The sequence below is a fragment of the Dehalococcoidales bacterium genome (genome assembly GCA_028716225.1).
Taxonomy (GTDB): Bacteria; Chloroflexota; Dehalococcoidia; order Dehalococcoidales; family UBA5760; genus UBA5760.
The window spans coordinates 20,260-39,103 of the sequence record JAQUQE010000014.1 but is presented as its reverse complement, the minus strand read 5'-3'; the positions used below and the strand labels follow the sequence as shown (position 1 = coordinate 39,103).

The 18,844-nt window shown below is 49.6% G+C and carries 27 protein-coding genes; 1 reads left to right on the top strand and 26 read right to left on the bottom strand.

The features are described 5' to 3' along the window. From PHI12_08930 to PHI12_08885, 10 genes are all read right to left on the bottom strand, one after another. A partial coding sequence (locus PHI12_08930) for a hypothetical protein (protein MDD5510922.1) occupies positions 1-924 on the bottom strand: 924 nt, incomplete at its 3' end. A 399-nt stretch (positions 925-1,323) separates the two neighbouring features. Next, a complete protein-coding gene (locus tag PHI12_08925; protein MDD5510921.1) occupies positions 1,324-1,632 on the bottom strand; it encodes a zinc ribbon domain-containing protein in 309 nt (102 codons plus the stop codon). Next, positions 1,622-3,271: a hypothetical protein gene (locus PHI12_08920; protein MDD5510920.1), complete on the bottom strand. Its 1,650-nt coding sequence runs from the start codon at positions 3,269-3,271 to the stop codon at positions 1,622-1,624. The genes PHI12_08925 and PHI12_08920 overlap by 11 nt, the downstream gene beginning before the upstream one ends. Next, positions 3,268-3,393, bottom strand: a complete 126-nt coding sequence (locus tag PHI12_08915) for a hypothetical protein (protein MDD5510919.1) — start codon at positions 3,391-3,393, stop codon at positions 3,268-3,270. Before PHI12_08915 ends, PHI12_08920 begins: the two co-directional genes overlap by 4 nt. Positions 3,394-3,561: 168 nt before the next feature. Continuing rightward, positions 3,562-4,827 (bottom strand): hypothetical protein, encoded by a 1,266-nt coding sequence (locus PHI12_08910; protein ID MDD5510918.1) that lies wholly within the window; start codon positions 4,825-4,827, stop codon positions 3,562-3,564. After that, the gene (locus PHI12_08905) at positions 4,799-5,125 is read right to left on the bottom strand and encodes a hypothetical protein (GenBank protein ID MDD5510917.1); all 327 of its coding nucleotides are present in this window, start codon (positions 5,123-5,125) and stop codon (positions 4,799-4,801) included. The genes PHI12_08910 and PHI12_08905 overlap by 29 nt, the downstream gene beginning before the upstream one ends. Continuing rightward, the gene (locus PHI12_08900) at positions 5,126-5,443 is read right to left on the bottom strand and encodes a hypothetical protein (protein MDD5510916.1); all 318 of its coding nucleotides are present in this window, start codon (positions 5,441-5,443) and stop codon (positions 5,126-5,128) included. Continuing rightward, positions 5,434-5,751: a hypothetical protein gene (locus tag PHI12_08895; protein ID MDD5510915.1), complete on the bottom strand. Its 318-nt coding sequence runs from the start codon at positions 5,749-5,751 to the stop codon at positions 5,434-5,436. The genes PHI12_08900 and PHI12_08895 overlap by 10 nt, the downstream gene beginning before the upstream one ends. Next, entirely contained in the window at positions 5,738-6,532 is a 795-nt protein-coding gene (locus PHI12_08890) for a hypothetical protein (protein MDD5510914.1), read from the bottom strand. The genes PHI12_08895 and PHI12_08890 overlap by 14 nt, the downstream gene beginning before the upstream one ends. A gap of 4 nt (positions 6,533-6,536) precedes the next feature. Next, on the bottom strand, positions 6,537-6,899 hold the full coding sequence (locus PHI12_08885; protein MDD5510913.1) for a hypothetical protein: 363 nt from the start codon (positions 6,897-6,899) through the stop codon (positions 6,537-6,539). A gap of 73 nt (positions 6,900-6,972) precedes the next feature. Here PHI12_08885 and PHI12_08880 point away from each other — a divergent pair, with 73 nt between their 5' ends. Continuing rightward, complete coding sequence (locus PHI12_08880) at positions 6,973-7,101, top strand: hypothetical protein (protein ID MDD5510912.1); 129 nt, start codon at positions 6,973-6,975, stop codon at positions 7,099-7,101. Here PHI12_08880 and PHI12_08875 read toward each other — a convergent pair. The 16 genes from PHI12_08875 to PHI12_08800 form a co-directional block, all read right to left on the bottom strand. Beyond that, positions 7,091-7,315, bottom strand: a complete 225-nt coding sequence (locus PHI12_08875) for a hypothetical protein (protein ID MDD5510911.1) — start codon at positions 7,313-7,315, stop codon at positions 7,091-7,093. The genes PHI12_08880 and PHI12_08875 overlap by 11 nt on opposite strands. A 1-nt stretch (position 7,316) precedes the next feature. Beyond that, on the bottom strand, positions 7,317-7,502 hold the full coding sequence (locus PHI12_08870; GenBank protein ID MDD5510910.1) for a hypothetical protein: 186 nt from the start codon (positions 7,500-7,502) through the stop codon (positions 7,317-7,319). Continuing rightward, complete coding sequence (locus PHI12_08865; GenBank protein MDD5510909.1) at positions 7,502-8,053, bottom strand: hypothetical protein; 552 nt, start codon at positions 8,051-8,053, stop codon at positions 7,502-7,504. Before PHI12_08865 ends, PHI12_08870 begins: the two co-directional genes overlap by 1 nt. A gap of 11 nt (positions 8,054-8,064) precedes the next feature. Beyond that, entirely contained in the window at positions 8,065-8,388 is a 324-nt protein-coding gene (locus PHI12_08860) for an HK97 gp10 family phage protein (protein MDD5510908.1), read from the bottom strand. Next, positions 8,385-8,714, bottom strand: a complete 330-nt coding sequence (locus PHI12_08855; protein MDD5510907.1) for a head-tail adaptor protein — start codon at positions 8,712-8,714, stop codon at positions 8,385-8,387. Before PHI12_08855 ends, PHI12_08860 begins: the two co-directional genes overlap by 4 nt. Then, a complete protein-coding gene (locus PHI12_08850) occupies positions 8,714-9,541 on the bottom strand; it encodes a hypothetical protein (protein ID MDD5510906.1) in 828 nt (275 codons plus the stop codon). Before PHI12_08850 ends, PHI12_08855 begins: the two co-directional genes overlap by 1 nt. Further along, positions 9,538-9,705, bottom strand: a complete 168-nt coding sequence (locus PHI12_08845; protein MDD5510905.1) for a hypothetical protein — start codon at positions 9,703-9,705, stop codon at positions 9,538-9,540. Before PHI12_08845 ends, PHI12_08850 begins: the two co-directional genes overlap by 4 nt. Next, on the bottom strand, positions 9,705-10,157 hold the full coding sequence (locus PHI12_08840; protein MDD5510904.1) for a hypothetical protein: 453 nt from the start codon (positions 10,155-10,157) through the stop codon (positions 9,705-9,707). The genes PHI12_08845 and PHI12_08840 overlap by 1 nt, the downstream gene beginning before the upstream one ends. A gap of 99 nt (positions 10,158-10,256) precedes the next feature. After that, a complete protein-coding gene (locus PHI12_08835) occupies positions 10,257-10,562 on the bottom strand; it encodes a hypothetical protein (GenBank protein MDD5510903.1) in 306 nt (101 codons plus the stop codon). A gap of 25 nt (positions 10,563-10,587) precedes the next feature. Further along, positions 10,588-10,803, bottom strand: coding sequence for a hypothetical protein (locus PHI12_08830; protein ID MDD5510902.1), 216 nt, complete (start codon positions 10,801-10,803; stop codon positions 10,588-10,590). A gap of 56 nt (positions 10,804-10,859) precedes the next feature. Then, positions 10,860-13,316 carry a hypothetical protein gene (locus tag PHI12_08825; protein MDD5510901.1) on the bottom strand — a complete coding sequence of 819 codons (2,457 nt, stop codon included), beginning with the start codon at positions 13,314-13,316 and terminating at the stop codon, positions 10,860-10,862. A 108-nt stretch (positions 13,317-13,424) separates the two neighbouring features. Further along, complete coding sequence (locus tag PHI12_08820; protein MDD5510900.1) at positions 13,425-13,904, bottom strand: hypothetical protein; 480 nt, start codon at positions 13,902-13,904, stop codon at positions 13,425-13,427. Positions 13,905-13,936: 32 nt separating this feature from the next. Further along, a complete protein-coding gene (locus PHI12_08815; protein ID MDD5510899.1) occupies positions 13,937-15,097 on the bottom strand; it encodes a phage major capsid protein in 1,161 nt (386 codons plus the stop codon). A 70-nt stretch (positions 15,098-15,167) separates the two neighbouring features. After that, a complete protein-coding gene (locus tag PHI12_08810) occupies positions 15,168-16,286 on the bottom strand; it encodes an HK97 family phage prohead protease (protein ID MDD5510898.1) in 1,119 nt (372 codons plus the stop codon). 38 nt (positions 16,287-16,324) lie between these two features. Continuing rightward, a complete protein-coding gene (locus PHI12_08805) occupies positions 16,325-16,777 on the bottom strand; it encodes a hypothetical protein (protein MDD5510897.1) in 453 nt (150 codons plus the stop codon). After that, entirely contained in the window at positions 16,774-18,681 is a 1,908-nt protein-coding gene (locus tag PHI12_08800) for a phage portal protein (GenBank protein MDD5510896.1), read from the bottom strand. The genes PHI12_08805 and PHI12_08800 overlap by 4 nt, the downstream gene beginning before the upstream one ends. Positions 18,682-18,844 lie beyond the last annotated feature (163 nt).

Below are 18,844 nucleotides of genomic sequence, written 5' to 3'. Positions count from 1 at the left end.
CAAAGACACGCCAAACATTGGTATAGGTACATTTATGTAATCGATTAAAGCAGTATGAAGCACAAGTTGGGTGGCAATGGACCCATTAACAACAATAGCCGCGCCAACTGATTTATTTGCAACCATACTGGTACTGCTGTAGTAAATCATGCCGCCCACAGGATATATACCCGTGGCAGGAACCAGGAACCACGCCTGTTTGATAGCATAATAATAGGATGCTGCAAAATTAGCACCGGCGGTCTTGTAAATTGTCAAAGTATCTGCATCGGTAACCGCAGTAACATACCCACTACCCGTATTCAATGTCCCTGCTGCATCACTTGACCAGTTCACCAAAGCATATCTGAGCGCATTGGTCTTTCCTGCAACGGTAGTAAATGCCGCATCATCATCTTCAATTTTAGTAGAGGTAGAATCTGCATCAGCCTGTCTGTATGCTCCCGCTGCCCCAAGCACATATCCCGACTTGAAATTAGACCCTAAATCAAACCCCGGAGAAGCTACGTTGTTTAATTCTACTCTCGCATATTTATTATTCGGGATTGCAGATTGGTCAGCTACAATTGCTGCCCTGCATAACATGTCGCAACCATGTACCGTGCTTGATAATACCGCTGCGGCATGGCCTTCCGGTGCTGCTGTCTGGAGTTCCGTAATGGCCTCTGCTGTGATATTTAACCTTACCGCTGCCCCTGCATCATGCGTGGCCGCGCTTGTGCTTTCCGCCGACCTTGTGACTGTCAACGTATCGACTGCCCGGTTAGTACATTCCAAAATCTCTGAATCAATCGTGATATGGAACGGGAAGGTATCAGGGAAACGAACGCCCTCACCGGCAGCAACCGATAACGACAAGGCTACATCATCTATACCGGACGCTAAAGTAGAGTACGCATTATTTTTTGGGACTTTGTATGTCATATTTTCTCCAACAAAAAAGGCGCTTCGTAGAGCGCCCTATGGATAGCGAATTTAAAGTTTACCTATTGACTAATTCGACTGCATCCTTTTCCCACTGAAAGCCGGATGATCTGAAAGTAGTTACACAGGGATAGAATGGGTTAGTTGGCCCAGGTGGTTCACCAGGACGGTAGTACATGCCACCTTCGAGATATTCAACTGTGACCGATGACGAGGTATGAGAAAGGACTTTGAAATGCTGTGTGGTAATGGTCAGGGTTTGTGTATCTGAATCATAATTAACAGGCACATCATTAGCTTGGACTGCGGCGACTAAACTAACAGCGCCGATGATCGCTAAGAGTATTCCCAACTTCCACATCTCTTTTATCATATACCTTTTACGTATCGGTTGTCCAGTTATGATTTAACGCCCTTCAGTTTCAAGGCATCCGCCAGGTTCTTAAAAGCTTCGTGGTCAAGTTCGTTATTGTTACACCAGTAATGGACTTCTGATAAGCCCTTTAGCTCCTCCCCACAATGCCAGCAGAATTTGTCACTCTCGCCCACCACAAAGCGGCAACCCGAACACACGTATTCATTGATGATTTGAATGTCATGCAAGCTTTCCCCACACTCAGGGCAAAACATGGTTTTCCTATCCGGTGTTATATGGGGATGCGCTTTCTGTTTGGCCTTGATTATTTGTAGAGGTTCTTTAATCATCATCTAAGTGCTTCCAATGCCAACCACCATTGACGTAAATCCCGATTGATGGGTCTGTATCATAAAATAAACATCCAGCGATAGCCTGTGCAACCCCATATAAAATATGACACCTGCCGTAAATGTTTTCCCATGTTTTAGCTGCGGTTCCCAGATCATAGGTATTAGTCGCTGTAGGATAGATGTCACCTGTTGAGGCTATTCCTGCTTGAGCCTCGATCAAGTTTGAAGCTTTCAACCCATATACTTGAAGTCCTACATACGATGCGCCAATCTCTATGTAGTTTGCGGCACCGACTCCTATTTTGATATTTGCTTCCCCCTCTGCCGCAAAACTGAAACCGGCAGTTATTTGGAGTTCTTGGTGAATTCCGAATTGAATAATATCCGATGAAAGCGAGCAAATATACCCCGTATCGTTTGCATCGCCAGAATCGTATTTAAAGGACATGCTCGATGTCCCGTTTCCTGTCACCTTTGCGCCTGTGCTGGTTAATGCAAAAACACCCGAACCTAAAGTGATGTTTAATGCCGAGCCTGTCCAGTTTAGATAATTCGTCGAACTGCCTATATAGAATTTCGCAAGGTCACTATCACTGTCATCCAATCCAAGAATAAAGCCGGAATCAGTGTTAGTGAAATCTGTCTTGCCCGCCGCTATGTAAGAATCACCCGTACCTGCGGCAACAGCCAGTGTGATGGCTTTTGATGATATTGTCCCTGCTGTGAGCTTGGATACTGCACAATCGTTGATTTTAGCGCTTGTCACAGCAAGGGAGCCGATCTTGGCCTCTGTTACTGCGAGGGAATCGATCTTAGCTGTTGTGACTGCGAGGTCATTTATTTTGGCTGTAGTGCAGGCTAAATCTTCGATCTTGGCCGTTGTGATGGCGGCGTCAGCAACGCGCGCTGTTGTGATTACCCGGCCGGCCCGGATGACTTCGTTCGTGAACCGTTGCTTCGGGATCGTCCCCAGCGTGACCGAATACTCTAACGTGTAGGCCGCAACATCTGTTTTCCCTTTTAGCTTCGTGATGACATTCGTGACCAGGAACTGTTTATCCGCCCATACAAGAGTGGCGTTCGTTATCCCGATAGTCTGTCCAGCGAATAGCCCCGGCTGCCAGCAGACCAGTGTCGCTCTTTCAAGGGAATCCTCATCTATCGTATATTCGAGGTTGGCGTATGGAAATGTAGTTGTGTTATTCGGGGAATCCGACAGGTCGAAGGTGGACGCCTCGTCCCCTGAGACAAAATAATGCAGGGCTTTGTCATAGTCAACATACCATTTCCGATCACTGATGGCCGCGAGCTCGTCAATCGCCCTTATAAGACTGGAATCTGTGAACTTAATCGCTGCCAAATCCCCGGCAATAACCGAGGCGCCGACCGTTATCGTTGCACAGTGAGCAGCAAATAAAGCGGTCAGGATTTCCTTTTCAGTGTTGGCTCCGGCTGAGTAGTCAGCGGTCACGCCGCTGGAAACGTCCGTAATTAACTTCGTGTAATCCTGGCATTTGCATATCTGGACGTAAGTATTATAGGTTAAGAATCTGTACGTGATGTCCTTAATATACCCGCCGAATATATTGGCTGGACCAAGGCGCGCGTCGGTGATTACGATTTCATCGCCACAGTTCATGGTTCGATCACCGCCGTTGCCGTCTTTTCGCCATCGAGGGGATCCTCAACAATAAACTCTCGGAGTTCCACATCGGCAGTCACGTCAACGCCCTCTATGGTTATAACGATCTGGTTAGCCATTCATCCTCACTGTGGACGTGCTTACGCCGTCCAGTTGATCTTCAATGGAAAAGTCCGCCAGTTTAGTTTGAGAGGTCACGTCTACACCTTCGAGGTAAATTTTAATGATCGGGTGTGTGATGAGGTCACGGTTATACACGACCTCGTTGTAAAGATATTCGTTATACATTAGAGATAACTCGGTATTTCCTGATACCTTAACCGGTCATAAAGTCTCTTTTCGACCACGTTTGAAACCTGCTCACCGTCGATGTAGAGGTTGATATTCCCGCCCATTGAAGCCATCATGTCGGGTGTCAATACACCTTCGCCGCCGTGGGCCATAATAAGCTGAGGGCCGGTTCCCGGGACAATGCCGCCGGAGGCAAAAGATGGCATATTGAAACTCACCCGTTCGCCGCCGAACAATCCAGCAACCTCGCTCAGAACACTGGTAATGCCTGACCCCAATATGCGAAAGACAAAACTAAGCACCTGGCCGAGTACATCTAAGACAGGTGTCAGTAGTTGTAAAAGCTGCCCCACCAGATACAAAATCGGTTCCAGCACAGGTAAAATAGCCTCAAGTATATGGAGTAGAGGCACAAGCGCCGCCGAGACAAACTTAATCACAATATCAAGGGGAATGGCCTTCATTAGTTTGGAAAACAGTTCCACGATAGGCGGTAGCAAATCCTTTAGTAGTTTAGTAAACTCCTCAAGCGGAAGCGTCTTGATAAGTTCCTCGAATAAAGGTATGAGAGGAGTTATGACAGGTATGAGAGCTGCGCCGATCTGGTTGACCACACCACCGATAGCAAATGTTAATTTATCTAAACCATCCTGAAACTCAGCACCGGCCTTGACAGATTCCTCACTCATAATGACATTGGCGTTATGCGCTTCATCGGCATATTCCTTTAACCCCGCTTTCCCACCAGCCAACATGGGTATTAAATCCGTTCCTGATTTACCCATGATTGCCATAGCCACATTTGCCCGCATGGTTGGGTCTTCAATCCCAGCTATAATGTCGGCTACCGCCGCTAATTGCTCCTCAACCGATAAGCCTTGAAGTGAAGTTAAATTGATACCTAATTTTTCAAGTTCGGGCGAGCCGTCAGAGATGGCATTTTGCATTTTCTTAACACCACCTTCTAATCCGCTAAGATCGGAGCCGGTCAATTTGGCAGCGTATTGAAGTTCCTGTAAGGCAGTTGTGCCGATACCTGTCCGCTGGGACATCTCCTCAAGTTCATCAGCAGTCCCGGCAAAAGATGTCGCAGCCGCCAGGCCAGCACCAACGGCAGCCACAGTTCCTATCCCTATCCCGACACCGATTTTCTTGGCAGTAGGAGCAAAGGATGATAACTTTTTCTCGACATTACCAAGTCCTTCGGTGAGTCCTTTGGTATCGGTCGTTATCTTAACTGCCAGCTCTGCTAAAGTGTCCATTACTCTCTGCCGCCTTAATAGCCGCAAATACCCTTTCGGATACGGGCTGAATATCGCCTATCTTCCCCTGCTGGCCGATTTCCTTTTTGGTTATCTCGGGGTAATTACATTTCAGAAGCACATACACAAGCGAGAGCAGGGACGTGACTTCTTTGGCTTCAAACCTTGCCCGGAGTTCCCGCATGCTGCAATCAAATTCCTGTTCGATAGCACTCAGCACCTCCCAGGATAATTCAGGGATTCCGTATTCCTTATCGCCGAGTTTGATCGTGTATTTCTCATCCTTTAAGAGTTCCATTTATCCCTCCGGCATTTTAATACCAGCTTTTTCAATTGCTTCAGAGAGCGTGCTTTTAGCGTTTTTCCTCTGTGGTGGCTGGCCTATGAAGTCTTTAATCTGATAGTGGTTGCCTTTCTTCTGTGCATTGGCCCAGGTACAGATAATAAGGGCTGAGTATGAGGCTGTCCGGTAATCTTCGACCGACTTCTGATAGGCAAGTTCGGCCATGAACGCCCGGACTTTGCGGATCGGGGTTTCTTTGACGAACCTGACCGCTTCCGGGAATGTCCAGTGTAAGGTCAGGCAAAGGTAAACGACCGCAGAATCTAAATCCATATCATTTCCAACATGCGGGGAATCATCTTATTAAGTTCGTATTCCCCGAAGTCAGCCTCGATCTTGGACTGAGAGATGATGGCCAGGGTATCTTCCACCAGCCCGTAGTATTTCGCCGTAATCTCACCGGTGGGCTTTTCAAACAACCAAAACTTCTGCGCTTTGGCCCGGACAGAGGACTTTTTGTACTCTCGCCCGTCCTGTTTTTCCTTCGAGTTCAAGAGTAGGATAATACTCCAACCCATAAACCCGCCGATCTGCCTGCCGTCCTGAAGTAAAACGCCCACCTCGCCGTTAGAGGGACGCACTCTGTAAGGCTCCTGAGCCCACGAAATTGTATGTATACGAGACTATCCCATCATGCGCTACGTTGGGGTGAACTTCCGTTATGAAAGCGTCCCCTAACCATTGCTGGCCGGGTGTCAGGCTTTCGCCCAGGGCCAGGATTATGGCGCTCCCTATTGACAGGGGTATGCCGTCCTTGTAGCCCTCGAACGTCCCGGACCAGCCGGCCCCGCCTATGATGTAGGACTTCACGCCTGCATCCCCGAAGTCCGTTGTTTCCAACGTGTCAGCGGTGTAATCGAGCGACCATGACTTGATACCGTCAACCTCTGCTATGGCCTCAACATCGTCAACATCGAACGTCCCATCTGCTAAGTCGGTGGCCTGGTAAAGCCCGACCGACAGGACTGCATTCAAGGCCGAAGGCGTGGTCATAGGTAAAAGACATCTTCTCCAAACGGTAGTCGTTAAAACCGGTATGTTTAAAGTTTCCTCCGGGGCGGAGGCGCCTGTCCCTTCGTCAACCAAAAACTGCAAAGCGCCGGCGGCTGTGGTCACACTGGACCGGAACCAGGCGTATATGGCGTCATACGATGTGAGGTCTTTTGAAACAATGTCCTTATACTGAAGTAAGGTCGTGGCGCCGATTGTGGTCGTGGTCACGCGCGTGCAGTTGGTCCCGACCTTTCCGGTCGTGGTTGAGGTGGCGCGGCCAGCTCCCCCGGCTGTCCATGCGCTCTCGCACGTATCGATTACCGTTGCGCCTGAATATACGTTGCCGTTTTTACCCGCTATATGCGCCATCTCTTTACCCCAGTGGAACAGTTAATGCGCCAGTACCCTGGAATGTGTAGCTATAAGACACGATTCCGTCATGCGCCGTATTAGCCGAGATTCCGGTTATGTAAGCCGTCCCCGTCCAGAAGTAAGTATTGTCCTCGTAGAGTTTGAGGGTTACGGACGAACCGGCCAACGTCTGAGGTACACCGTCCTTATAACCTTCAAATGTTCCCGACCATCCCGAGCCGCCGATGATAAAAGTCTTTACCCCGGCATCTCCGAAGTCGGTTGTTTCGAGGGCATCGGAAGTATAGTCGAGTGTCCATGATTTTATGCCGGCTACTGTCGAACCGGTGTCGACGTACCCAGCTTTGCCTGCTAAATGGGCCATATTTGCACCTCCAATATTGATTCTTACCTATGAAGCGCGCTCCTGTGTTATAATTTCTTAGGAGGCGATTAGAGTGGATAAAATTGAATTATTAGATTGCCCGATGAAACAGAGGTTCCTTGAGGGATTGCCGCCTGGGGAATATAGGGTTTTTATAGATGGGAGTGGGGTGACAGTTCAACCCTACGAAGCTAATCCCTGAGTATTTCGATGACTGTGTTGCGGCCTTTATAGATCGTGACTGATTTTATGCGGTCGCCGTATTTTGAAAGCACGTCAACGCTGCCGGATATGACTGAGTTTTTATTAATCCAGTCGCTATCCGGGATCTCAAGCACCTGCGGCCTATCATCTGTCTTTTGAATAACCTTGTCAGCGTTTAAGATCGCTGTGTTCTTTGCTTTTTTAACTGCCATTTTATTCTCCGTTTGGCTTGGCTAATATTTCCCATTTCATACCACTTACCAAAGCAGCCAACTTTGTCAGTTGAAGTGCTATCCATAGACGGATTCTAAATCGGCACATTCCTGTTATAGTAAGATAAACAGTGAATTGGCTGGCTAATTTATTGACATCGATCTTCACTTTCTGTGGTTTTGCCATTACAAACTCCCCTGCACTCTGTAGCGCATAGGTATTTGGTAAATTCCCCCTGCATCGTCAAAGAAGAGGGCTCCAATATATTCTCTAACACACTTCATTGCTGTATATCCCGTAATTGTCAATGTCGTGTTTTGTACGGCGGTATTAACAAGATCAGCCATTTGTGCTACGTGTGCCTGTGATATATTAGAGAAACAGTTCACGTAAAATACCATATCCTCAATAATGGCAGGATTTTCAAATGTCCCTATTGGCACATCGGTTAAAAGCCCAAATACCACATAAGGAATAGTGGCATCCTGTGGGGCCTTCAGGTTATATGTTTTTTTATCATAACAAGTCCAGACTAAGGTTCCTGTGCCATCCGCCGTAGTCCCACCATTCGTAGTACCCCAGGTTGGCTCCGTGACCGCCGCTGAAGTCCCTGCTGTGGTGCATTTGTAACAGTGATCAGCATAAGTCGTGGGCTTAATTATGTCACCTATAGCATAAGCCGTGGCTGCGGCCCATGTGGAAGGCCATAATTTTAATTTATCTCGAAATCCTGTCATAAAGGCGGTTATCATTTCTCTTTCAAAAGCCCTTTGATTTTAGATTTATTGGCTTCGAGGGCTGGGTATAAAAACGGGTGAGCTGGCATTTTTGACGTGCCGAACTCCTGATAAGGGGCATACTCAACATTTGTTCCAACAATCCCGATCAATTGATCTTTCTCGACTTCCAATCGGTTAGTAATCGAGGCCCGGAGCCGCCCGGTGTCTACCGGGGCATTGATCTTGGCATCCCTTTCAACCAAGAGACAGGCTTTGGTCATATTTGACTTGAGGCGGGCATTTATCTCAGCTAACCGTTCTGCCTTATAGGAGATCATTCGTACGTCGGTCAATCTAACTCCAACACATCTATTTCAAGATGTCCGATTCCGGTTCCGAGTTCCGAGGGCTTTTGGATCGTTCTTACCTGGAATGTCCGGCTGTCGAAAGTAACCTTGTCATCCTCTGACAGACTGACCGAAGCATCACAGTAAAGACGGTGCGAGGCGTAGACAGTCACTTTGTCGGCGCCGAGGCGTTCACTGGCTGAGAGGATAGACAACCTGCCTTGAAAGGCCGTGCCCTCAGTCCACGTTTCCACCTGGCCGCCCACGCCATCATCGGTCACGGTTAAGGTGTACGGAACGAAGGTGTCTTTCAAAAGAGATGTGAAGCCCATTAAACCCTCAATATACGATACGATGAAATATAGTCGTTGCAGATCGTGTTGACCTGCTGTTTCCCCAGCGTGTAAGAGTAATCACCGAGCGTTTCACTTGATAACCCTTGCTTGGAGCGATTCTGATAAACCGCCGAGGCCAGGGCCAAGCAAGCCTGCCACACATCAAAGGGATACTGGTAAATATAAAGCGAGGCGCCATTTGAATGCGTGGCCGCTGTCGTGCCGTTCACGCCCCGGACAACCGTCAAGGTCGTGGTCGAGATGCTTTGTATAAACATCTGCTCACTGTCAATCAAGATCGTCTGGCCGGCTGAGAGATTGGTCGCCGCCGTCACCGCACAGGTCGTGGCCGAGGTTGACGAGATGGCCGCGCTTAGAGTGGTATCAACAAGGTAAGGCGTAGCCGAGATACCGTCACCATAACCCCATGTGCCTATGATCTGCACACCTTTTTTAACGCCTGTGGCGAAGCCGCCGTAATCGGAGTCCATAGATAGTTCGATTCTTATTCGAGGGTATCTGTTAAGGGCATCATCCTCGCCGGGGCCATATAAGATATAGTCGGTTTCCGCGAAGGTGTTTTCAAAGGTGGCATCGCCGTCCTCGTCTGTTTTCAAAGTCGTGATCGACAGGCAGTCGGGTATCCAAAGAGGTGTCCGGCCATCGAAATACTTGGTCGCCGAGGTCACGTAGAAAACCCGGCCAGTGAACCTATCAATCATCCGGCTGGCACTATCGGCTATGTTCCGCAGGACAACATCGTCAGTAGTCGCGGTTATAGCTAAAGCTGTTTTGAGATCGGAGATTGGAACGTAACAGTTCATGACCAAACCCTCTCACAGATCGGGCAAGCCTTCTGGCCCGCCGAGTTTACTTTAAGCGGCCAGGCGCAGTCTGGGCATTCAGTGGGATTATCTTTAATAGCCTGATCGACAGTGGCCTGTACTGCGTTGGCTTCCATGATGACTTTTATGGTTTCAAATCCCATTATGCTGCCGCCGTTACTTTAGAATACTGAGACAGGGGAATATAAGATATAAACCACCGGATAGCCCCTGTATTGGCCGCTGAGAACGTGGCCTGTAAAGAGCCTGGTGTCAACAACCAGGGCAGCATCAGGGCCGGGATAATACAAGAGCCTGCCGTAATCGGCGTAAATATACCGAGAGCCGTATTATCAATATAATAAGTCGTCCCAACCTCATCGGTGTCAATTCTGACTGCTGTTGAAAGTGCGATGTCCGCTGCCGGGTCAGTACAGGCGTGTTGAATCGTACAGGTCGAGGCATTATTACCTATGATCGTAGTCACCAGCCCATAAAAGTGAGTGACCAGTATCGGGCCGCCTGAGATAGTAAACAGGTTGTCATCGCCGTTCGGACAGGTGCCGTCTGTTTTTTCACAGGTCTGTGCGAATCCCTTTTCATACATTACAGTCATGTTGACCTCCTATAAATAAGCCCTGCCTCGGGGATCTCCGCCTTGTTTGCCCCGATGGACAGGACAGCAGGGCCAAAGGAGAGAACCTGCCGAAGCAGGCTAACTCACAAACTTCTCATATACCGAGACATGCTGGTCCGTCAGCTTCTTGTCCTTGTCCAGTTTCTTGAGGACTTCCACGATGATGTCTGTGGCCTTTTCGCCTATAAGGATTTCCTTTGGAATGTCAGCCTCAGTCTGCCATTTGATATTCCCCTCCTCCTGGACAAAGTTTAGGGCTTTGTGTTCGTCCTCCGTGAAAGACAGATCCTCCCTCAATTTGCGGATGATCTTCAACGTGGTGAAGTCACCCTCTTTAGGTAGAATGTTGAGCAGGATTAGCCGGTCGAATACACCAAGTTGCATTTTTTTAACTCTCCTTTCTTTGAATCTATTTGGATTTCTTTTCGACATCTTTTTTAAGTGTGCCGAGTTTTAACCCGAGTTCCTTGCCGGATTTGTCCTTAACGGACTTGATTTCCCTTTGTCCGCCCTTGATATAGGGCGATTTGATTAGAACTTTACCTTCACAGCCAGCTATCAGCTTGCCGAGAAAGTTATCTTCTCCGTCGATGATGGCGGTATCGCCTTTAATTTCAAGTTTCATGTTTCACCTCCAGGACGGGGGCTGTTTAAAAGGCACAGCCCCCGGAAGCCTGAAGATTAACCTCGTGCAGAGTAGATGCGGACGAAGTACTGTTGTCCTGCAGCATCGCAGAACAGAGGAACGTCACCTACTTTCGGGCTGGTTTCGTTCGCATTTGCCTGATACCCGACATCGGGGTTGGAGTTCATTTCAAACAGAGCCGTGATTTCCCTGTTGGAAGTGTTTAAGGAGAACGGGGCGAGTACGGTAGGAGCGTCAGTCAGTATTGCCTGCGCCCTCATACCGAAGATTACGATTGAGCCGGTATTTGAACCCGCATCTGCCCATATACCATTTTGCTGGGCGGCTACCAGGTTAGCACCCATAGCACCAGAGCCGCTGATGTTTACCCAAGACGAGAGGGCGGAGTGCATACCCGTAGCAATTCCCGATACGGTGGTTTCAATCTCAAACGCAGCATAGCCATCTGAGACCGCCGGGGTTGCCTGAGTGAATTTGAAGCTGGCGCCCCTGGCATCGTTACCGAGTGCGGCTATGGTTTGAGTTATTGTAGAGGTGGACACTATCGGGGAAGCAACGCTAATGCCAGTGGTACAAGTGCTCGGTATACTGATACCTGTCGTTATTGTGCCTGCTTCAATAGAGATGGCGGTGGTCATGTCGCCGGATATCTCTATGCCATCAGTTACCGTTGCGCTGTTAGTCTTAATCCTGAGCATGTTCCCAACGGTTGAACTATTGACGGCTTCGATGATAACGGCATCGGTGAGAGTAGTTGCCGTGTTGTTGACCTTGAATTCAGCTACCGCTATGTTGGGGTTGGCCCCGATATTTGTCATGGCAGCCGCACCGTCAAAGGCGAAGTAGGCTACCAATGCCTCGCCGGTCTGAACCTGTACGGCATCAGATATAGTCGTACTTACCTGCAGGTTGGCATGGGAAGCGACATTGGTATACAGCGCAGATCGCAGTTCGAGTACATTCACAGCGGTTAGGGTATTGGCTGTAGAGGTCGAAGTGTTAACCCTGAACCTGGCAGCCGCTATATCGGCATTGATACTGGTATCGCTTCTGAGGTTGACCTGGATAGGGACGAAGTGGTAAGCCTGGGTAGTGATAACCAGCGGATCATTCCATGTACCTATCGCTACAAACGCATCGTCAGCATCCGCATGAGCCGGAGTTGCGCCGGCGAAGTTAATGCCCTTTGCTACCGTGCCGGTAAAGGCGATGCCGTTGGAAGATGCGGTAGAGGCGATATTGATGCAGTTTTGAGTGCCGCTGGTAACGGTTCCTGAAGTTACTATTATGCCATTGACCGTAACCGTTCCGGCGGTTTGAGTGGTCGCAGGCATGGTAACATCTATGCCGTTCCATGTGGTTGTGCCTGAAGTGGTTTGAACGATTGCGCCCTGTGCGGTGATCTCAATACCTTTTACCGTAGGAGATGCGGCGTCAACCGTCATTTGGGGAAGGTTAATGTCAATGGCCTTGACCGATTGCTCGGACGTGGCCACGATATTAGCCCCGATATCCAGGTTGACACCCACAACAGCGCCCGTAAGAGTTGTTGCGGAGCCGAAGTCTGCGTTAATCAGCGTCCCTGATACCCATTCGGTTTCAAGTACGAAGTCAAGGAACGTTCCGGCAGCAGTCGGGGTAACAGTAAGAGCGCCGGATAACCCTATCGTGGTGCCGAATACCGCGCCAGCAATACCCACGCCGCCAGAGATTATGACCGCGCCTGTTGAGGTGCTGGACGAAGCGGTCGTACCAGCGACAGAAAGGACAGTCGAGGTCCCGACCAGTTGAAGTTTATTAGCTGACTGGTCCCACTGTAAGTAGTTGCCGTTGGTTGTACCGTAGGCGTAAAGGTCAACACCTTTCGAGCCGCCGGATGCGCCGACTGACAGAGTGCCGTTGTTTGAATCGCCGTCCGGGTCCCAAAACACACCGCACCCGGTCGTTATACCGTAAAGGTTGACCATGAGGCCGTAAGTGTTGGCGCCGAAGTTCCAAGAGCCATTGGTATCGCCGTTCATGTCCCAGAGGACACCATAGTTAGCCGTAGCTCCATAGAACCTGACGTTCATTGACTTGGTGCCGTCATTACCGATCTGGATTTCGCCTGTGTCGTCGGTTGCAGGGATGATAGTGAGATTAGAGGTATCCCATGTGATTAGAACGTCAGTAGAATCGCCGAACTCTAAGGAACAGTTATCGCCGAGGGCTAAGTCCTCAGTGGCGATGGTCAGATCGCCGGTTACGGTTACATCTACGCCGTAGAAAGCGGCTGTCTTGGCGCCGCAGTCGAGTTTAAAGTAGTTTGACGCGCCGCCGAGGTAGACCAGAAAGTCTACGTCCTGACCGGTGCCGCCGACCGTGACCTGTGAAGCGCCGATTGTGAAAATGTCGCCAGTTACCGTCCGGCCCACAGCCTTCTCGTAGAAAACGAGTGAGCCTTCGGACCAGCCGGAATTGATTACGTAAGTCCCTTTACCTTGAGTGGACATTTTTACCTCCTAAGCCGTGCCTTTCAGCTTTTGGCGGCGGTTTCCGCACTTGAGGAGGGGAGCGTTTGTCTACTCCCCTCCTCCTTTTATTGCGCTTTGGGATTGTCATTAGGTTAACGCGCTTGCGTTGGTTTCCTGCGGGTACTTCGGCCAGCAGAGGGCGAAGATGGTTGTGGTCGCCTGGCCGGATGAGGATTTGGTGAATGTCAGGCCGGCATAGGGCTTGCTCTCTGTGGTCATGTCCTGTGAATCGATGTCAACGATGATGGTCAACAGGTCGTGAGTACCGTTCGTCAGGGCCAGGCCGGTTGTTGCGAGGGCGGTTGTCGCGCCCATGGTGTCAGTTCCTGCGGCAGCCGTTATGCGGTAACGTGCAGCGATGGCGGTTGACGTAGAGCCGGCTGTGACCGCCGACTGAGTGGCCGTCATGGTCATGGTGTCACCCGTGATATTGCCCACATAGACAAGGAACTCCACTTTTTCATAGAGCTTCATGTTGATATGCGGGGCAGCGAAGGTCGCTGAGTCATCGGTTGTCGCCCTGATAGGTACGATGTGTATATTCTGGGCTATGTTCATTTTTCCCATTGTTAATTACCTCCTAAAAGTTAGTGGTCGATTTAGGTCCTGGTGCTGGACAGTACGATGAACGGGCTCTGGTAAGAAGTGCTGCCCTTGTACGGGGTCAGGTAATTCGACCACATAGGCTGCCCGTCGCAGCGATAGACAAACCTGAAAGCCGTCTGGTCAGTCTGGAAGTTGACGTGAATCGAAGATGCGCTCTGCATCGATCCCTTGTCGATCATCACGTACTGCGAGAGATCGGCCAGGATAATGTCACCGGCAGTTCCCAGCGAAGCGCATTGTTCGCAAGGTATTACCGGGCGGCCCATGAGGGTCCCGTAAGGTGCGACCGAAAGACCTCCGGGGGGCAGATAGACCGGGCCACCGCCCGCGCCTACGGCCAGTCCCATCGTGTAGAGCTGAGGCTCGATATTCTGGTTAATCAACCAAACATAGTTGGACGTGTTGGGGCCGAACCTTGAAGCCCACATCTTGACGATATTTTCAAAGACGATGGTCGAGGCGCCCTGGCCGGTTTCAGCCGTTACCGTTACCAGGCATGGAGAATTCAAGATGCCGAGGGGTTTGCCGGCGCCGTCACCGTTTATGATAGCGTCAGCGATCTTGAAGTCGAACTCTGCCGCAAACGCTTTTGATATCCAGGATTCGAGGGCCGAGGCGTCCTGTAAGAGTTCGTCTGTGCAGGTGCAGTAGCCGATGAGCTTCTTGAGCTCTAAGCTAACCTGTGCGAAAGAGGGATTGGATTCTGTCTTAGAACCGCCCTCATTCATCCAGTAAGCCCGGATGCCGCCCCAGCGGGAGCCGTCCGCCCTGGAAGCATCGGACACAGCCGGGATTTTAATGGCATTGGCATTGGCTGAGATCGGGATGCGGAAAACCCGGTTTACTATGTCGCTGTTATTAAAGGTTTTTTCGAGTAGTTGGGTGGCGAAGTCGGTCTGTACCAGGAAGCCGCCATCTGCGGGTACGCCTTCCGAGTTGCCGACAATAGACTTCAGCCGGGGATCGGGGGCGCCGGACTTGGCGCGCATGACAGCGTGGAGTTGCTCGCCCAGAGATTTAAAGCCCTGCGTTTCCGGCTCGGGGCCATCATTGCCAGGTGTGAAGCGTTTGACAATTTCCTTGTCCTGTTTGGCCTGATATTCCGCGACTGCTTTCGCGGCTATCTCAGCGGTCATTTCATCTGTAAGTTCCATTGATTTACCTCCATTTTTCCCAACAAAAAAACCGCCCGGGGGCGGCTTAAAACGATTGGGAGAGTTGGTTTTATTTTATGAAGTGTGAGACTGTTTGCTCGATGATTATATTGATTCGATCATCGATGGTTTTAGTGGGCGGCGGTTCCAGCGAAATCTGGGTAACGCCGAATTTTATGTCAGCGGGTATGTCGCTCCCGTTCTCGCGCATTATTTCCCTGACCAGATCCCATGCCTGGGCGTTGGTTTCCTTATTCATCCCGTACTCGGCTATGAGTGACTTAACGAAGTCGATCTCGTCCATGATTTCCTTTTGACTGTGCTTGGCCGGCGCCGGGATATCCTCTACTGGTAAAGTAACAGGCGGCTCAAAAACCACGCCTCCAATCACTTCGCCTGACATCGTACAGATTAGATTGACCGACTTCTCATGCTCTTTTACCCAAGCTTTGGCTTTTTCCATTGTCCAGCCGGCAGCCTTATCGAATAAATAAGTAAGGATTTTCTTATCGTCCACACAATAGAGAGCTTGGATTCCTTCTTTCTTGGAGATTGGTATTGTTTTTCTTTCGTGGCCTTCGTGATTGCCGTCATCAACCGGGATTCGGATTGTCTCGCCGGTGTCCTCGGGCTTAGTGGTCAGGTCGATAATCTCGGCACTCACGATATCGTCAATCACCGAGTTAAGCACAGGGTCCACTGACTTTCCCCTTAACCCTTGAATGGCGTCACGATTAGATGGCACGACCACATGACTGATTTCCAAAAGCTCCTGCTCAGTGTAAGTCCGGCGTGGTTCCTTTTCGCCGTCACCATCCGTCCAGGCTTTCGGGATAAAGCCCACAGAATAGGCGGCCATGCCTTTCGAGGCCAGTTTAAAAGCCCAATCCGCTTCCTCGTTTCCCTCGTTTATGTAGTAGCGCGGGCTCGCGAAAAGGCCGTCCTCGGATACTTTGAGTTTCGTAAACTCACCGATCTGTTTCCTGAGATCGCCGTAATTATGAGAGGACAGCAGGACCGGGCGCTTGCGGAAGGCCGGGAGTGACTTGCGCCAGCCAAGAGGGTCGATACTCTCCCCGTCTCTGTCAGTCGAAGCTGTAGACATAGGGATTAGCATATCGATTGTGCCGTCCTCTGAATTGACGGCCTTCACTTCCGGGCGGAATGTTTTAAATATAGTTTCAGTCATAAAATGCCTCCTATACAACGGGCAGCCAGCAGCACTCGTTAATATTTCTGGTGTTTCAGTTGTTTCATTAAAATATACTCGGCTTCCTCAACGGCTAATTCCCCTTCCGTTTTAGGGGTAAAAGTTCCGTTTACTTTACGAGGCCGACCACATCTTTTCCTTTCCTGAAACTTGAGCGCTATCTCAGCCTGTGCCTTTTTCAATTTTAGGTATGGCAATACTGCCCGTAAGAAATTAGCAGCTATTTGCTGGCTGCAATACCATGTATATACGTCACGATGATGTGGGTTAACCTGTTCCCTTAACCTTTTATTAACACTGCCACCAAAAGCGAAGGCTAACCACTTGGGGATATAATCTTCCACCAAACACACACGGACAACTAAGTGGTATGTGTCCCTTCTGTTTGATAACGGGCTACGCTTGACAATCTGGATATTTCCCTCGCCATCAAATAACCCGCCGATGTAAGCTAAATCTAATTTATTCATACTACAGGTAGCCAACAACATCTACACGAGGGATGCAGCGGCAAAATGCCCTGGCAATCGTCTAAGGTAAAGGTTTCATTATCCATAGCCTCGCAATCCTCACATAAGCGTTCGTCCATGCTCGCCATGAACTCGGCCTTCTCAAGATCGGCTTCCTTATACCCTTCGATGGCACCCTGCGCGGACGCGCTGAGAGTTTCAGTCCGGGCGATAAGGATTGACCGCCTGCGGTCGCAGTCAACGAATACTTCACGGATGCGCTTCGCTAAGTCGGGGATGCTCTCACCTTCGCCATAGCCTACAGCTAAAGCGGCAGCCAGTTTACGCGCCGTTTCCTCACCGACTTGTTCAGCAGCCCAGCCTATCCTTGTTAAAAGCCACTTCCGGGCCGAATCATTTAAGGGCTCATCTTCGGGCGCCGCCTCGGTATGGACGGGTTTTGGTTTTATAAGTTCCCTGCCATTGTCAATTGAGAGTTTAAAAAGATCGGTCAATATGGGAGTGGCAAGTTTAGTATAGGCTATCTTTGCTTCGAATTGGTCGATGAGAGTTTTGCTCCCATTCTCAAGTCGCTGTATAGCTTGAGATTCCTGATGATCGAACATTCCTTTTAAGGCTTCGATCATTCTTTTTTCGTAGGTCTCAGCTCGGGTTACATACCCTCTCCAGTAGGTCTCTTTCCATTCAAGGGATAGTTCACGCTTTTTTTTTACAGATAGCCCCATACTGCCGAAGGGATTTTGGTTCGGAGTAACCAGCACATCACCTTCGTCACCCAATGATTCCAGCCCTACGAGCTCGCGGGCCTCATTGATCTTCATATAGCCCGTTTTGATACCCGATTCAGCAAGCATCCGGTTTTCCTCTATGCTCTCAGGCACTACATCATCGGGCATTAAGATAAGGTTATGTGAGTTCGGGAACATCGGGATAAACTGCTCGTTTAATTTTCCTTGAAGCCTCTTTAAACGTGGAGTGACTATCCAGCGGGCGAATGTGTAATCCCCGGCCTCGGCATTTGCCCGGTTGACGTTTTCCGTTATCCCCATCACAGACAAAGGCATGCCGAACACACCCAGGATATTGTCTCTGTTAAGAAGTCTCAGTGCATGGAAGTCCATGTCTTTAGCTGAGATCGATATTTGCTGATATTTAGCGGCGCCTTCAACGAGGGCCATTTTGTGAGCGTTGGCCGTCCCTCTGTATTTTTCGTTCCATTGCTGTTTAAGGCGTTGATATTGTTCGTCAGATAACTGCTCAAATGACAGTATCCCATCCGGCTTCGCTGAATTATAAAACCAGTTCCTGTTCCATTTCCCGGCGTAGTATTCGCTGTCCAGGTCAATAGCCAGGGCCTGCACAGGTCCGAGGCCCCGGTAAGGGTTTGCCGGGTTTGGGAGTTTATGATGAATGACAATCTCTTTATCGAGGGGTATCTTCTCGCTCCCAACCTGGTAAACATATCCGGCAATAAAATCTTTCTTGGAAGGGACAACGGACATCCTGTCCGGCGATGCAATCCAGATTTCCCCGGGCAATCCGCCTTTGTTTTTGTTGATCACCCAGAAGCACTCACCGACCAGCCCCATGTAAATCTCATGCAGCTCAATAAATTCCTGCCTCGTCTGAAAGGGATTGACGAATTCAAGAACATCAAGAATAGGGTGGTTGTCTACCTCTTTATATTCGCCCTTATTAAAGGTATAGAGTCCCCAATCGGCATCGGCTACGCCCTGGGCGATCTTGGAAATAACAGCAAACAACCAGCCGACCTCGCCGAACGCATTTATATAACCCCGCGTATCCCTATCGGGAGGCACAGCCTGACCATAGTTAAATAAATACGGAACGGCAGGCTCTTTGGTCACTATGCTTTTCTTTCTAAATCGATCAAATATGCTCATGTGTTATCCTTGTGATAAAATAAGGTATGGATAATAAATATTGGGATACACGTGAACTTGAGGAAGATGCTCAAGTAATGTCCGAATATTTACGGGATTTGATAATTAAGGAACTTGATCTACCTTTGCCGACATGGGAAGATAAGGTAATAAACGGCAACCC

Excerpts from the sequence above, each read along its gene's own strand:
- PHI12_08925 (MDD5510921.1), bottom strand. The coding sequence starts at position 1,632 with ATGATGATTAAAGAACCTCTACAAATAATCAAGGCCAAACAGAAAGCG.
- PHI12_08920 (MDD5510920.1), bottom strand. The coding sequence starts at position 3,271 with ATGAACTGTGGCGATGAAATCGTAATCACCGACGCGCGCCTTGGTCCA.
- PHI12_08915 (MDD5510919.1), bottom strand. The coding sequence starts at position 3,393 with ATGGCTAACCAGATCGTTATAACCATAGAGGGCGTTGACGTGACTGCC.
- PHI12_08910 (MDD5510918.1), bottom strand. The coding sequence starts at position 4,827 with ATGGACACTTTAGCAGAGCTGGCAGTTAAGATAACGACCGATACCAAA.
- PHI12_08905 (MDD5510917.1), bottom strand. The coding sequence starts at position 5,125 with ATGGAACTCTTAAAGGATGAGAAATACACGATCAAACTCGGCGATAAG.
- PHI12_08900 (MDD5510916.1), bottom strand. The coding sequence starts at position 5,443 with ATGGATTTAGATTCTGCGGTCGTTTACCTTTGCCTGACCTTACACTGG.
- PHI12_08890 (MDD5510914.1), bottom strand. The coding sequence starts at position 6,532 with ATGGCGCATATAGCGGGTAAAAACGGCAACGTATATTCAGGCGCAACG.
- PHI12_08885 (MDD5510913.1), bottom strand. The coding sequence starts at position 6,899 with ATGGCCCATTTAGCAGGCAAAGCTGGGTACGTCGACACCGGTTCGACA.
- PHI12_08875 (MDD5510911.1), bottom strand. The coding sequence starts at position 7,315 with ATGGCAGTTAAAAAAGCAAAGAACACAGCGATCTTAAACGCTGACAAG.
- PHI12_08870 (MDD5510910.1), bottom strand. The coding sequence starts at position 7,502 with ATGGCAAAACCACAGAAAGTGAAGATCGATGTCAATAAATTAGCCAGC.
- PHI12_08865 (MDD5510909.1), bottom strand. The coding sequence starts at position 8,053 with ATGACAGGATTTCGAGATAAATTAAAATTATGGCCTTCCACATGGGCC.
- PHI12_08855 (MDD5510907.1), bottom strand. The coding sequence starts at position 8,714 with ATGGGCTTCACATCTCTTTTGAAAGACACCTTCGTTCCGTACACCTTA.
- PHI12_08850 (MDD5510906.1), bottom strand. The coding sequence starts at position 9,541 with ATGAACTGTTACGTTCCAATCTCCGATCTCAAAACAGCTTTAGCTATA.
- PHI12_08845 (MDD5510905.1), bottom strand. The coding sequence starts at position 9,705 with ATGGGATTTGAAACCATAAAAGTCATCATGGAAGCCAACGCAGTACAG.
- PHI12_08840 (MDD5510904.1), bottom strand. The coding sequence starts at position 10,157 with ATGACTGTAATGTATGAAAAGGGATTCGCACAGACCTGTGAAAAAACA.
- PHI12_08835 (MDD5510903.1), bottom strand. The coding sequence starts at position 10,562 with ATGCAACTTGGTGTATTCGACCGGCTAATCCTGCTCAACATTCTACCT.
- PHI12_08830 (MDD5510902.1), bottom strand. The coding sequence starts at position 10,803 with ATGAAACTTGAAATTAAAGGCGATACCGCCATCATCGACGGAGAAGAT.
- PHI12_08825 (MDD5510901.1), bottom strand. The coding sequence starts at position 13,316 with ATGTCCACTCAAGGTAAAGGGACTTACGTAATCAATTCCGGCTGGTCC.
- PHI12_08820 (MDD5510900.1), bottom strand. The coding sequence starts at position 13,904 with ATGGGAAAAATGAACATAGCCCAGAATATACACATCGTACCTATCAGG.
- PHI12_08815 (MDD5510899.1), bottom strand. The coding sequence starts at position 15,097 with ATGGAACTTACAGATGAAATGACCGCTGAGATAGCCGCGAAAGCAGTC.
- PHI12_08810 (MDD5510898.1), bottom strand. The coding sequence starts at position 16,286 with ATGACTGAAACTATATTTAAAACATTCCGCCCGGAAGTGAAGGCCGTC.
- PHI12_08805 (MDD5510897.1), bottom strand. The coding sequence starts at position 16,777 with ATGAATAAATTAGATTTAGCTTACATCGGCGGGTTATTTGATGGCGAG.
- PHI12_08800 (MDD5510896.1), bottom strand. The coding sequence starts at position 18,681 with ATGAGCATATTTGATCGATTTAGAAAGAAAAGCATAGTGACCAAAGAG.